Source organism: Gemmatimonadota bacterium, from assembly GCA_026706845.1.
In the GTDB taxonomy this organism is placed as follows: domain Bacteria; phylum Latescibacterota; class UBA2968; order UBA2968; family UBA2968; genus VXRD01.
In genome coordinates this window covers 1-13,333 of record JAPOXY010000216.1, presented here as the reverse complement: position 1 = coordinate 13,333, position 13,333 = coordinate 1, and the positions used below count along the sequence as shown (strand labels likewise).

Genomic DNA, 13,333 nt, shown 5'->3' with positions numbered 1-13,333 from the left:
CTGTGAAACGCCAAAACCTCAGATGGGTCAGGAAAAATCCCAGGAAGTTCAAGCAAAACCCCAGGAGGTTCAGGCAAAGCACAATTGGCCCCACCTGCGGGGACCAAATGCAAATGGACTCGTGGATGCGGGTAATCCTCCCGTGGAGTGGAGCGAGAGTACCAATATTCGCTGGAAAGTAAAAATTCCGGGTACGGGTCACGCCACGCCTATTATATGGGGCGATAAAATTTTTGTTCAGACTGCGGTTAAGACCGATAAAACCGTAGAAGTCGCACAGACAGCCAGAAAGCCTTTGCCCACTCATATCTATCAATTTAAGCTGCTTGCACTGGATCGCAAAAGCGGCGATGTGGTGTGGGAAAAGACCGTGCGCGAGGCACTACCCCACGAAGGCACCCATAAAACGGCTAATTATGCTTCCACATCGGGTGTTACGGATGGCGAACATCTGTACGCATTTTTTGGTTCATGGGGCTTGTATTGCTTTGACTTCGATGGCAATTTGAAATGGGATAAGGATCTGGGCGATCAGAGAGTTGCAGGCTCTTTTGGAGAAGGCTCATCGCCGACTATTCACGGCAATACGCTGATTATCAACTGGGATCACCAGGGCGCTTCGTTTATTGTCGCGCTGGATAAACGCACAGGTGAGGAAATCTGGCGCAAGGCGCGACGGGAAAGAACGACGTGGACCACACCGATCGTTGTCGAACACAAGGGTACGCAACAGATTATTGTGGGCGCGAGCGGAAAGACCCGAAGTTACGATCTCAAAACTGGTGATGTGTTATGGGAATGCGCGGGACTGGGTACAAATGTCATTCCCACCGCCGTCTATGCCGATGGCATCGTCTATGTTACAAGCGGCCATAGACAGCCAGCGATGCAGGCGATTTCTCTCGACAAAGCCAAGGGCGATATTACGGGTACAGATGCCGTGCTGTGGACAGTTAATGATAATACCCCTTATGTTTCTTCGCCCCTTCTTTCCGGCAACAATATCTACAGCACGAAAAATACCAGAAATATTTTAGCCTGTTACAATGCCAAAACAGGCGAAACAGTTTTTGGTCCTGCGCGACTCCAGGGTATCAATCGCATATACGCTCCACTGGTTGGTACAAGTGACCGCGTGTATATCGCCGGGCTGGCTGGCACGACATTTGTGATCAAGAATGGCAGCGAATTTGAAGTACTTGCAAAAAATAAACTCGACGAAGGTACCGGTGCATCTCCCATTATCGCGGGCGACGAGTTGTATTTGCGCGGCAGCGAACACCTGTATTGTATTGCGGCAAATTAAAAGAGGATATCTATGCGGTACAAAGCGTTACTCATCTTCGCGGTAGCCCTATTTATTGGATGTGGCGCGCCTCAGGATCGAGAGGATAAATTTCTCAGTGTGGGCACGGCGCCGCCTGGTGGCGCGTTTTTTGTCGTGGGGGGGGCGATTGCCCAGGTTGTCAACGATCACATGCCCTGGGAGGTTTCTGCCGAGGCGACCAAAGGTACGCAGGAGAATATTCGCCGCCTTTCGAGCGGAGAATTGGATTTTGCGCTGGCCAATGCCGCGATCTCCTATTTTGCCGTGCGCGGAGAAGGCGCGTGGGGAGAGAAACAGAATATCAATGCGGTTATGACATTGGCGCCAAATGTCGCGCTTTTTATTGCGCCACAAAGCGCGGGTGTCAATGGTTTGGGTGACCTCAAGGGCAAGCGCGTTGTCGTTGGGCCAGCGGGTGCGGGATTTGAGTATTTCTTAAGACCCATCCTGAATGCGCACGGGGTCACTTATGACGATTTCACACCGCTTCACAATACGCAGGCGGGAACGGTTGACATGCTCGCCGATGGATCGGCTGCGGCTGCTTTTTTAGGGGGCGCAGTGCCCACGGCTTCTATCACTCAGGCCAGCGCGTCTCAGGATATTTATTTTATTCCCTACGATGAGTCGGCCAAACAAAGCCTTTTTGAGACCTATCCCTTCTTTTTTGCCGCAACGATTCCCGCCAATACGTACCGGGGACAAGCAGAGGATTTCGCCGGGATGAATGTCGGTTCTATGCATCTCATCACGCGGGCGAGTTTGAGCGAGGATACGGTTTACAATTTTACCAAAACGCTCTATGAACGCCGTGAGGAAGTCGTAAAAAAACACCCGGCAGGCAAGGCGATAAATCCGAAAAATATCGTTCGAGATACAGGGACGCCTTTTCATCCGGGTGCGATAAAATATTTCAAGGAAATTGGTATCTGGCAGGATTAAATGGTTTTGAAAATTAGTCAGGCTCTATGACGCGCCTCCATTCCCACCTGTTTCGCATTATCTCTGCCCTACTCGGCCTTTTCATTCTGGTCGAAGTCAATTATCCGCAACTTGCACCACAAGCCCAGCTATCGGTTTTTGCCTTGCTGGGCTTGTGTCTTGTGTTTCTGAAATATCCTATCCATCCCAATAAATCTCTCCAGATCCTCGATCTCTTTCTTGTTCTGGCAGTTGTGTTCTGTTTTGGTTATGTCCTGACCCAAACCGAATCCCTCTTTCAATTTTCCTGGATCAATGGGCAATCTCTGGGCAATCGCGCGGGACTCGAACACGCGCTCGATCACGTCGTCGGCCTCATCGGGCTTATCCTGGTTCTCGAAGCCACCCGTCGCGCCATTGGCCTCACCCTGCCCCTGCTCGCGTTCGTTTTTCTGATTTATGCCGCTTATGGATATATCCTGCCCGATTGGCTCTTTCCGCACCGCGGATATAATTGGGAGCGCATTGTCTCTCAGACCTATCTCCACTCTCAGGGCGTTTTTGGCATCGCGTTGAAAGTGATGTTTACCTACGTTTTTCTTTTTGTACTTTTTGGGACTGTGCTCGAAGAGACCGGCGCTACGGGATATATTCTGAATACGGCTCGTCGCATTTTTCGCCATAGCACCGGGGGACCAGCCAAAGTGGCTGTTATTTCTTCGGGTATGATGGGGTCTCTTTCGGGCAGTGCTGTGGCCAATACAGCGACTACTGGCACGTTTACCATTCCGCTGATGCGCTCAACGGGCTTTCGTCCAACTGTGGCTGGCGGCATTGAAGCCGCGGCGAGTTCGGGTGGTGCGCTCGTTCCGCCCATTATGGGGGCGGGGGCATATATGATGCTCGAGATCGTCGAACCGGCTGTCACGTATTTGGAGATCATCAAAGCCGCTCTGGTTCCGGCGATCCTCTATTACGCAGCTCTTTTGCTGATTGTCCATTTTCACGCCAAACGCATTGGGGCGTCTGCAAGTGATGGAGAGGCTCCTGAGCACCCTCCCAGATTCCGGGGGCTGGTATTTCTCGTTGCTTTCATCACACTTATTGTATTCCTCATTCTGGGATATACGCCTTTCCGTGCCGTGAGTATCGCCCTGCTCTTTGTCCTCATTGTCGGTGCGTTCAGCCCCACAACGCGCGTTGGGCCCCGCGCTATGATCCGCGCATTGGAAAAGGCCGCGCACGGCGGTGTTTCGCTTATTGCAGCGGCTTCATGCGTGGGTATTATTATCGGTGTTGTGACGCTTACGGGTATTGGCACAAAATTGCCGAGTACTTTGTTGCCACTGGCGCAGAATAATATCATTCTGGCTTTGATTCTGCTGATGATCTCCACCATTATCCTGGGTATGGGGTTGCCTTCAGCCGTGTGTTATCTGCTTATGGCGACTCTGGTGGGACCCGTTCTGAGCGACCTCGGCATTGTGCCATTGGGAGCGCATCTGTTCATTTTTTATTTTGGCATGATGTCTATGGTTACGCCCCCGGTCGCGCTTGCTGCGTACACGGCTGCTGCTATTGCAAAGGCGAGTATTATGCAAACTGGTGTTACGGCTTTTCGCTTTGCTCTGGTGGGCTTTGCTTTGCCCTATGCCTTTGTTCTGCATCCTGAGCTTTTGCTCCTGTCCTCTGATATTTTCGCTATAATTGTCAATATTCTCATCGTTTTGCTCGGTATTTTACCTCTATCAGCCGCCGCGGCCGGGCATGCCTTTGCCCCTTTGCCCACGTATCAGCGGATCCTTTTACTCGCCGCGGCTCTTTTCTTATTTCTCACCCCATCAGGCGATGCCCGCCTCTTTTTGCAGGGTATCGCGCTGCTCATCGCCGGTGTTATCGCGGTCTCAAACTATCGGTCTGCTCATCAGGTCTGAATGGTCAAATCTTCTGGTCCGGATGATAGAGAAAGAACGGTGCTTTCATCAGGGGACAGGTTGATTTGCGCTGTTGTATTTCCAGCAGAAAGCGCGATTTGATTTTCTGATGCAGTTATTGAGAAGTCGGGGAAACTCTCGCCGGGGCCGCGAACAGAGAAAATCGCGGCAATCCGACAGCGTTTTGCGCGCTCTGTCTCTGCTGTAAAATGCCATCGCTTTTCCGGCAATTCTTTATCGAGGGTTGGATAGCCTTTATCTGGCGGTACGGGCCATTCGTCGGTCTGGCTGAGGCGAAGATCCGTTGATCCGAAAAGCTGACCCTTTAATGATGCGCCCTTGCGATGGGAGGTGACAGTCGTTGCATCGAGATCAAATTTTTCGAATGCGTGTAGCAACCACTGGAATGTCGATGCTTCGGGGGCTTCCAATTCATCGATGAGAATTGTGATTGACGGACGGATCATCACGAGATGTCGCCTGTATCGGCTCAAAAGGTCTCCGTAAGCGTTTTCGGCTTCGCCGCAGACATAGCCAAACGGGTGTGTGGTCTTAAAATCGATAATTTCACCGCCGCGGTTGCCATCCCGGTTGATCGCCCCTTCGCCATTGACGAGGACGCAGTTGTGTGAAATCGAGTGCTGTGCGTATTCGTTGTGAAATGGCGTGCCGTGATGCGGAAAACGAAGGCCACCAGCACATATTAAAGCGCGTCCGCCTTTCATCACTGCAAAATCATTCTGGCTCGCATGGCCGTGACTCACACCGCCAAAGGGCGATGATCGGAAGAGTACCATAAAATCACTATCCGGGTGTTCGATATCGCTGTGTAATGCGCCCCAGCCAACGCCTCGAAAGGCGCGATCTTGTGGTATTGAATCTTTTTCGAGAGGGATGGGTTTGTCTTCGAGGAGAATGCCGAGAAAGGGATCAATCTCTGCGGACCGACCTTCAGAGTCGCGCACTTGATCCGCCCAGGCGCGCAACTGATGATTTTGCAATCTAAGACCGTGAAATTGAAGAAAGGTTCTGGCCTGCGAGGCGCGAACGGGCTGATCTTCGGTATCGCCAAATGGCATGAGTTCGCCGACTGGAGAAACGACGTAATAAAAAAACCACGGCATGTTCTGATAATAGGGTTTTAGCCATATATCGTGTCCAGTTGCCAGTTTCCAGGCGTGAAAAGGTATTGCGTCCCGCGAGTTGTAAGACAGGCCATAGGGTACGCCCTGTGCCCAACCTCCTTCATGTCCGGCCCAATGGGGGAAATTTGTGGCAATAAGTTTGAGTGCATATTCCGCCCAGGATGGAGCGCGTTCATCTTCGGCACATGCAATGGCGTGTTCGAGCAAAAATCCCGGTAGGCGACCGTTGTGGCTCTCTTCGGGCGTGAATGTATAATCGTGTTTCTCCAGCCTGCGAATCATCTGATCTGCCCGCGCGCCGAGCATGCGCGCGACGAGTTCGCGTTCGTCTTCGGTGAAAATATCGTAGATCCAGTCATAGACTTCTGCGCCTGCTCTGAGCAATCCGAGGCCGACTTCGTCGCCATAAGGCGCGAGAATAGAGGATATGCCCTCCACATCCCACTGCGCGGCGTCAACAATAAAGCGCCGTGCGGCTTCGCCATATCGCTTTTCTCCAGTGAGTAAATAAAAGAGGGCGAGTGTTCGCATGCCTTCATCGTGAAATTTTCGCATGGTGCCAAAACACGCGACATAAGCCAGTCTCCGTTCGGCGGGGTCTTCAATCTGGTCGTATGTCGGCTCTGATGGCAGTTCGAGTGTGAGCGTGTGGTCGGCGTCGTTTCTCAGTGCTTCGAATGCTTCGGATCGAGTCGATGTTAGCGAGCGTCGTACATCTTCCAGGTCAGATGCCAGAAAGAAGAGACGCGGGCGTTCTTTTGGGACGTTTGCCAGCAGTGTAGCGGCGTCTGGATGAGGTTGTTCGGCAGCGCAATCGGCAATTTCAAAAGATCGGGATTCCGAGCGCGCTCGAACCGCGCCATTTACAACAGCCTGCACATGCCATTCGTAAGTTCCGGGTGCAAAAACGCGGTCTGGATGGTGTATGGGATCGGAGAGTAGGGGAGATTCGTAGGAGGGTTTTCCCGCGCGTGCGACGATTACGCGATATTGACAGGCACCTCGATCAGCAGCCCGCCACCAGCTAAAGCCGGGGGGCGAGAGTGTGAGTGTTTCACCATTAAGCGGATGAATATAATTGGATCGTGGCGGACGAATTGTTGGAAATTTCATATTTATGTCCTTTCTGTTTTTAAGACCACAATTCCGTGCCTTCGGGCAGGTGTTTTAATATTTCTTCTTCGTCTAATTCAATGCCCAACCCTGGACCCTCTGGCACGGTGATGTATCCATTTTGAATCGGATTTTTGATATTTAACATGGTTGACCAGAGTGGGATATTGGCCGAGTGATATTCCAGAGCCAGAAAGTTGGGTATGGTGGAACATATATGCACGGCTGCTATGCCGGCTACTGTGCTCGCCATATAATGCGGTGCGATCGACATGTGGTACATTTCTGCCAATTCTGCAATGCGCCGCGTTTCTATGGCACCACCGCTGCGCGGTATGTCGGGTTCGAGCAAGTCGCACGCGCCCTTTTCCATGAGTTCCCGAAATAGCTTTGCACCATAAAATATCTCGCCGGTGCAAATCGGCGTTTCTGTTTGCATACAAATTTTTGCCAGGGCATCTACGTTACCCCATTCCCATCGGATCGGGTCTTCCAACCACAATAAGTCGAGGTGTTCCACGTCTTTGCATATCCGCAGACCATCAACCGCGTTAAACGATCCGTGCAGGTCAATCGACAAATCGATATACGGTCCGATTGCATCGCGCAACGCTTCAATTGTCGTTACAATATGTTCGTGTTGCCGCCGTCCGACAGACCGGTCGTACACATCCATTTTCCAGGGGTTGGGTACGTCCAGATCGAATTTTAGGGCTGTAAATCCTTCGGCAACGCGCTCTTTTGCCCGCGCCACATAGCTCGATGTTTCATATACGGGGTCTAATTCACCCGATGCCCGCACTTCATCCCAGCGTCGATTATAGTCTTCTGGTGTCCAGTACGCGCCTGAATGGCAATCGCAATACATCCGCACCTTGTCGCGTAGTTTTCCGCCGAGGAGGTCGCACATCGGTACGCCCAGTGCTTTGCCTTTAATATCCCAGAGTGCGATTTCCACTCCGGCACCAGCGCCCTGCATACGCCATAGATGATCGTGATGCAATTGGTTCACATTGGTCGGGTCTTTTCCGATGAGCGTATTTTTCAGTTGATCAACCGATTGTCCTCCGCGCCATTCCCCCAATCCCTCAATGCCTTCATCGGTGATAATTTTCAATAACGACCAGTGGCGGCATGCAGCCCCCAGAGAGGGTGTTTTTTGTATATCTACGATTTTCATGTTACCTCCTGTATCAGTATCCCCAAATCCGCTTTTTCGGTCGCTCCATTTCGATCAGCCGTTTGATCAATAGATGCCGATGTTCAATCAGCACAGTTGTGTGGTTTGGATCTTGCGACACATCGCGGTACTCGCCCCATTCGGCGTTCAGGTCATAGAGAAATTCTCGTCCGTCATCATGCGCGATGTAGCGATAGTTCTCAGACCGTATCATTTTCCAGCCCGTGGCTTCCATCAATGCGACGGGTTTGTCTGGATCTTTTCCCCCGCTGAATACGGGATATAGCGATTGACCCTGTAAATGGGGTGGGAGGGGTACACCGCAGGCTTCGAGCAGGGTGGGGAGTACATCTACGCCTTCGACGATGCTCGATACGCGACGTCCGCTTTCTTTGCCGGGGACGCGCATCAACAGGGGGACGCGGCTGACACAATCGTGTCCCGGGTAGTTTTTTCCATAGCGCAAATGTTCACCCAGCCATTCGCCGTGGTCAGATGTGAAGACCACGATTGTTTCATCGGCAATATCCAATTCATCCAGCGCGTCTAACATGCGGCCCACATGGTGATCTACTTCGCTGACCATGCCGTAATATCCCTGTCGTGCGAGGCGAAGCTCGCGATCGCCGTAGTGGTTTTCATTGCGCTTTTTATCGACTTCTGGCGGGAAGGATGGCAGGGTCATTTGATTGGGGTCGTACAGGTCCAGAAAACGCTGTGGTGCAACCCAGGGAGAATGCGGGGAGTAAATTCCCGCGATGCACAAAAACGGGCTGCCTTCACACGCGCGTTCTGCCATATATTGAATTGACCGGTTCGCCACCCATGCCGTGTGTGTGTATTCATCTTTTCCGCGAAAGGGGATGGGGTGTTTGGGGAATCGTTCGTCGGGGTGATGTACGCCGTCTTTTTCGCCCATTATCTGGTGCCAGCGCTCTGCCAATGGCGGCAATCCCAGGCTCAAATGATCGAGTTGATCCGGGGCTTCCATGCGTACCCAGGCGCGATAAGCGTCTTCGTAACACCCGGGTTCGTCGCTGATCTCCAGATGGTTAAATCCATACTCGGGATGTGTTTCGCTGTGGTCCCGGTTGGCGTGTGGCAAAAAGTGCAATTTGCCGATATTAGCCGAGTGATATCCCGAATTGTGCAGCAATTTGGGCAATGTTACAAAGTCTTCGGGTACGAGTACACCCATGTGTGTAATGCCGAGTGTGGAGGGATATTGTCCGGTCAAAAAGCTCACCCGACTGGGCATGCACACGGGGTTCTGGACAAAGTAGTGGTCGAAGTTTATGCCCTCGTTTGCCAGACGATCCAGATTTGGCGTCTGGATATCGGTGTTCCCATTCACGCCCAGGGCATCCCAGCGCTGCTGGTCGGTGTAAATCAATAAGATATTCGGTCGTTTCATGCTCTTCCTTTCTTTTATGGGATAAGGTTGTCCATAATACCCAAATTTGCCGCCAAAATCCACTGCCTTTTCCCTTGACACACCGCCCTTTTGATGCGACTTTGACGGACCTGTGGTGCCATATATAAACTGTGGAGTTGAGTGTGAAAAAAATGACGTATTTTATCATTGTGGTCACTTTTTTAACGGGATCTGTTTGGGCGTCAGATACGGTTGACCTGGTGGTGTTGCATATCAATGATACACACGGGAAATTGTCTTCCTACAATTTGGGAGGGCACAATATTGGGGGAATAGGCCGTTTGTCAACGCTGGTAAAGCAGGTTCGCGCAGAAAACCCCGGGCGCGTTTTGCTTTTGCACGCGGGTGATATTTTTTCGCGTGGAGAGCCTGTGGTGATTTACACGGGTGGGTATGTGAATCTGCTGGCTTTTGAAAAAATGGGCTTTGATGCCATTACACCGGGCAATGGAGAGTTTTATTTTGGGATTGAGAATCTAAAGCGCCAGACTTCGCGTGTATCCACGCCTTTTGTTCACGCGAATGTGACGTATAAGCATCACGATGGATCGATTTTTCCACCGTATCTGATCAAAGAAGTTCAAGGTGTGAAAGTAGGGATTTTAGGGCTTGGTCTCATTCGCCCCTGGCATCAGTCATCTCAGACGTTGAATTTGAATGACGCAGTAGAGACGGCGAAGCAATACATGCCAGAATTGCGCCCAAAGGTCGATTTTTTGATTGCATTGACGCATATTGGTGTTAAAAACGACAGTTTATTGGCTGCGGCTGTGCCCGAATTGGATTTGATTGTGGGCGGCGATACTCACACGCGGTTAAATACGCCTTCGCGTATCGCAAGGGTAAATGGGAATGGGAGCGTGGCTATTGTGCAAGCGCGGCATTATTACCAGTTTTTGGGGCGTGTGGATGTACAATTGCAAAAGGCGGCGCGTGGCTATCGGGTGATGGGGTTGAATGGAAAATTGTTGCCTCTTAAGGAGGCAATTGCGCGCGATTCAGAGATTGAAGCGCTCATCGATAAATACGCCAGGCCCTTAAATGAGGTGATTTGTCGAACAGAACGCGATTTGCCCAATGCGCGAGATGATCGGTCGGCATTGGGCGATCTGGTGGGACAGGCGGTGTTGCATCAAACGCGGGCCGATGTTGCGATTCTGGAACGCAATGGGGATACGCACGGTGTTGCCGCGGGCGATATTTTTTTGAACGATATTTATCGGCTGAGGCAATACAGGCCACCCGTAATGCTCACACGCCTTTCGAGGGATCAAATTCAGGCGGTTCTCGAAGCGCGGATGTATCTGACAGCGGGTTGCTCGTTTGAGCGCGAGGATAAAACCATCTCAAATCTGAAGATAGGGGCAAAGCCCGATTCTGCGGGCACCTATCTCGTCGCAATGGAGAGACAGGTTGCATTTCGCCATTTTCTTCGCGATGCCGCATCCGATTCTGTTGTATTCGATTTTACGGGGCAGCGCGTGGATACGGCATTTGAGCGATATTTGCGCGATGTGAAAGTAATTCGCTAAGGCTTTTTGGTCCTCTTCTATTCACTGATTATAGGAGATTTCAATGCATTACAAAACACCGATTACCGATGTTCAGATTGAAGCCAATTTCGAGCACGCCGCCGAACAGTACGCCGCTTTTGGCGTGGATGTTGAACGGGCTGTGAATAGGGCACTTGAAGTGCCGATCTCGCTCCATTGCTGGCAGGGTGACGATGTGGCGGGTTTTGAAGTTAAAGATGAAGCCGTTGAAGGCGGCGGCATTATGGCTACGGGCAATTATCCCGGTCGCGCACGCAATGGGGATGAGCTTCGCCGAGACCTGAAAAAAGTGGTCGATCTGTTGCCGGGGCCACACAGGGCGAATATCCACGCTTCTTATAGTGATACAGGTGGCAAAGTCGTCGATCGCGACGCTCTGGAGCCCGAGCACTTTGCGAGCTGGATCGATTGGGCAAAAGCACATGATATCGGTATTGATTTTAATCCCACTTATTTTGCACATCCCAAAGCCAACGATGGTTTTACCCTGAGCCATCCCGATAAAGGTATTCGCGATTTCTGGATTCGACACGCTATTGCGAGCCGCCGCATTTCTGAAGCCATTGGGAAAGCGCTGGGGGATGAGGTTGTCAACAATCACTGGATCCCCGATGGCGCCAAAGACCATCCCGCTGATCGGTGGACGCCCCGCGAGCGTCTGGTGGAGGCATTGGATACTGTCTTTAACGATGGTCTGGGCATAGGTCCCGAATGCGTTGATGCGGTTGAAGGCAAGCTTTTTGGATTGGGCATGGAGGATTATACGGTTGGATCCAATGATTTTTACGCCAATTATGCGTTGACTCGGGGCAAACTCCTCTGTCTCGATATGGGACATTTTCATCCGACTGAATCGATTGCCGACAAGCTCTCAGCGCATTTTGCATTCCACGACAAGTTGCTCATCCACACGAGCCGTCCCATTCGCTGGGATTCGGATCACATTGTTCTCTTTAGCGATGATGTGCGCAATGTTTTTCTGGAACTCGCCCGCCACAATGCGATTGATCGCATGTATCTCGCGCTCGATTTCTTCGATGCGAGCATCAATCGCACAGCAGCTTATGTTATTGGCACGCGCGCCACGCGCAAAGCGCTCCTCTATGGTCTCGTTGATCCGACCGACTGCCTGCGCCAACTCGAAGCCGAAGGCAAGCTCGCGCAAAAGCTCGCATTGATGGAAGAGATGAAGACGATGCCATTTTCCGCCGTGTGGGATATGTGCTGCCTCAAAGCCAATGTGCCTATCGGTGCTTCCTGGCTCGATGAGATAGAGACTTACGAGCGCGATGTGTTGTCGCAACGCGGTTAAGAAAGTCCAAATACAAAAACGCCCGTCAGATTGCTCTTGCGGGCGTTTTGTTATGTGCAGATGAATCAGTCGCTCAAATCGTCAATGTCACGAAATCCTTTTTTACGATCTCTTTTTCGTGTGTATAGGACTGTGTCTCGAGAAGCTCTCGCGTTTCGGGCGAGACCCGCGCCAGTACTGAATCGGGAAATTCGCGGATTTGTCGGTGATATTGCGGGCGGTATCTGAGAATGAAGAAACGGCGATCCCGATCTTTGGGTTGCCAGGCCATTGCCCCGTGTGTCATCAATTCTGTGGTTACGACAATATCGCCAGCCCGGGCTGTAATATTTGCTACACCGGGGGGTACGTCCTTTTCGATCCATCCGTCGTTGAACACATCGGGTGGACGCTTAAAATCGCTTTTGTGTGACCCTGGCACGAGCAGCAATCCACCATCTCCAGGCAAGACATCGGTCAGATAGATAAACACCACCAGGTCGTCGCAATAAATTTTCCCATCGTCACAGCTATATCGACAGCTATATCGTCCAAAACTCTCGCGCGAACAATGCAATCGATGAACGGGGTCTTTAGCCGTATTGATCCGCACTTCACCACTGTTTAGCCGCGGACGTTGTCCAGATACTTCCAGCACGATGGGCCAGAATGAACGGTGAAAGACCAGCGCTTCCAGTACTTTGTCAAAAGCAAAAGCGTATTTGAATTGTGTGCGATTTTTGTCAAATAATGAGGTTGAACGCCCAAATCCTTCGGGCAGTTCATCGTCTGAGGCATTTACGTACCGATTTATAGCCTGTTGTGCGGCCTTTAGTTCTGTTCGTGTAAGTGCTTGTTCCAGATGCAGATATCCCATCATATCAAATAAATAGCGCTGTGCATCTGTCATCATGATGGCCTCCTGTCTATTGTCATCCATAGGCTCCATGATCTAAAAATCCGACCAGGCGTTTGAGTCTGGGGTTTGCATTGCGATAGATATGCTCGGGCATGGTGTAGTTCATAAAGGGATAGTATTTGTGGCCGATGAGCCGCCTGCCATAGGTGATTTGGGTGATGTAGCGGCTGCGATTGCTCTGATTTGGTCCCCCCCTGTGCCAGACCTGATTGTTGAACATGATGACGCTACCGGCTTTGCCGAGGTTGTAATGCACTTTGTCCTGCCATTTTTCCCATGCAACCTGGCGAGGGCTTTCTCCATTGAGATGTGAGCCTGGGATGACTTCTGTGCCGCCATGTTCGATTTTTGTCACATCGGTGAGATAATAATTGCAGGTGAATACGAGTACGGGTAGGTGGATATTTGTCGGTGGCTTGCCATCGGTGACAACATAATGCGGGGCGTCGTCCTGATGCCAGGTGGTGAGGCCGCCGCCGGGAGGCGTGATAAAGGAGTTGTTGTGTATAACGTGA

10 protein-coding genes are annotated in these 13,333 nt (G+C 51.4%); 5 read left to right on the top strand and 5 right to left on the bottom strand.

Annotated features, from left to right (window positions below; all coding sequences use genetic code 11):
- The 3 genes from OXG87_19800 to OXG87_19790 all read left to right on the top strand — a co-directional run.
- A partial coding sequence (locus OXG87_19800) for a PQQ-binding-like beta-propeller repeat protein (GenBank protein MCY3871799.1) occupies nucleotides 1–1,306 on the top strand: 1,306 nt, incomplete at its 5' end.
- A gap of 12 nt (nucleotides 1,307–1,318) precedes the next feature.
- Complete coding sequence (locus tag OXG87_19795; GenBank protein MCY3871798.1) at nucleotides 1,319–2,269, top strand: TAXI family TRAP transporter solute-binding subunit; 951 nt, start codon at nucleotides 1,319–1,321, stop codon at nucleotides 2,267–2,269.
- A gap of 26 nt (nucleotides 2,270–2,295) precedes the next feature.
- A complete protein-coding gene (locus tag OXG87_19790; protein MCY3871797.1) occupies nucleotides 2,296–4,182 on the top strand; it encodes a TRAP transporter fused permease subunit in 1,887 nt (628 codons plus the stop codon).
- Here the strand turns inward: OXG87_19790 and OXG87_19785 are convergent.
- From OXG87_19785 to OXG87_19775, 3 genes are read right to left on the bottom strand one after another with little or no spacing between them, the layout of a single operon-like run.
- Entirely contained in the window at nucleotides 4,173–6,440 is a 2,268-nt protein-coding gene (locus tag OXG87_19785; protein MCY3871796.1) for a DUF4962 domain-containing protein, read from the bottom strand. The genes OXG87_19790 and OXG87_19785 overlap by 10 nt on opposite strands.
- Nucleotides 6,441–6,459: 19 nt before the next feature.
- Nucleotides 6,460–7,620: a mandelate racemase/muconate lactonizing enzyme family protein gene (locus OXG87_19780; GenBank protein ID MCY3871795.1), complete on the bottom strand. Its 1,161-nt coding sequence runs from the start codon at nucleotides 7,618–7,620 to the stop codon at nucleotides 6,460–6,462.
- Nucleotides 7,621–7,633: 13 nt separating this feature from the next.
- Nucleotides 7,634–9,034, bottom strand: a complete 1,401-nt coding sequence (locus OXG87_19775; protein MCY3871794.1) for a sulfatase-like hydrolase/transferase — start codon at nucleotides 9,032–9,034, stop codon at nucleotides 7,634–7,636.
- 152 nt (nucleotides 9,035–9,186) lie between these two features.
- On the opposite strand from OXG87_19775, the gene OXG87_19770 reads away from it, so the two are divergent.
- Complete coding sequence (locus OXG87_19770; protein ID MCY3871793.1) at nucleotides 9,187–10,587, top strand: bifunctional UDP-sugar hydrolase/5'-nucleotidase; 1,401 nt, start codon at nucleotides 9,187–9,189, stop codon at nucleotides 10,585–10,587.
- A gap of 43 nt (nucleotides 10,588–10,630) precedes the next feature.
- On the top strand, nucleotides 10,631–11,920 hold the full coding sequence (locus tag OXG87_19765; protein ID MCY3871792.1) for an L-rhamnose isomerase: 1,290 nt from the start codon (nucleotides 10,631–10,633) through the stop codon (nucleotides 11,918–11,920).
- 73 nt (nucleotides 11,921–11,993) lie between these two features.
- Here the strand turns inward: OXG87_19765 and OXG87_19760 are convergent, their stop codons facing one another.
- Complete coding sequence (locus tag OXG87_19760) at nucleotides 11,994–12,812, bottom strand: phytanoyl-CoA dioxygenase family protein (GenBank protein MCY3871791.1); 819 nt, start codon at nucleotides 12,810–12,812, stop codon at nucleotides 11,994–11,996.
- A 19-nt stretch (nucleotides 12,813–12,831) separates the two neighbouring features.
- Nucleotides 12,832–13,333 (bottom strand): phytanoyl-CoA dioxygenase family protein (locus OXG87_19755; protein MCY3871790.1); only part of this gene is annotated, 502 nt, incomplete at its 5' end.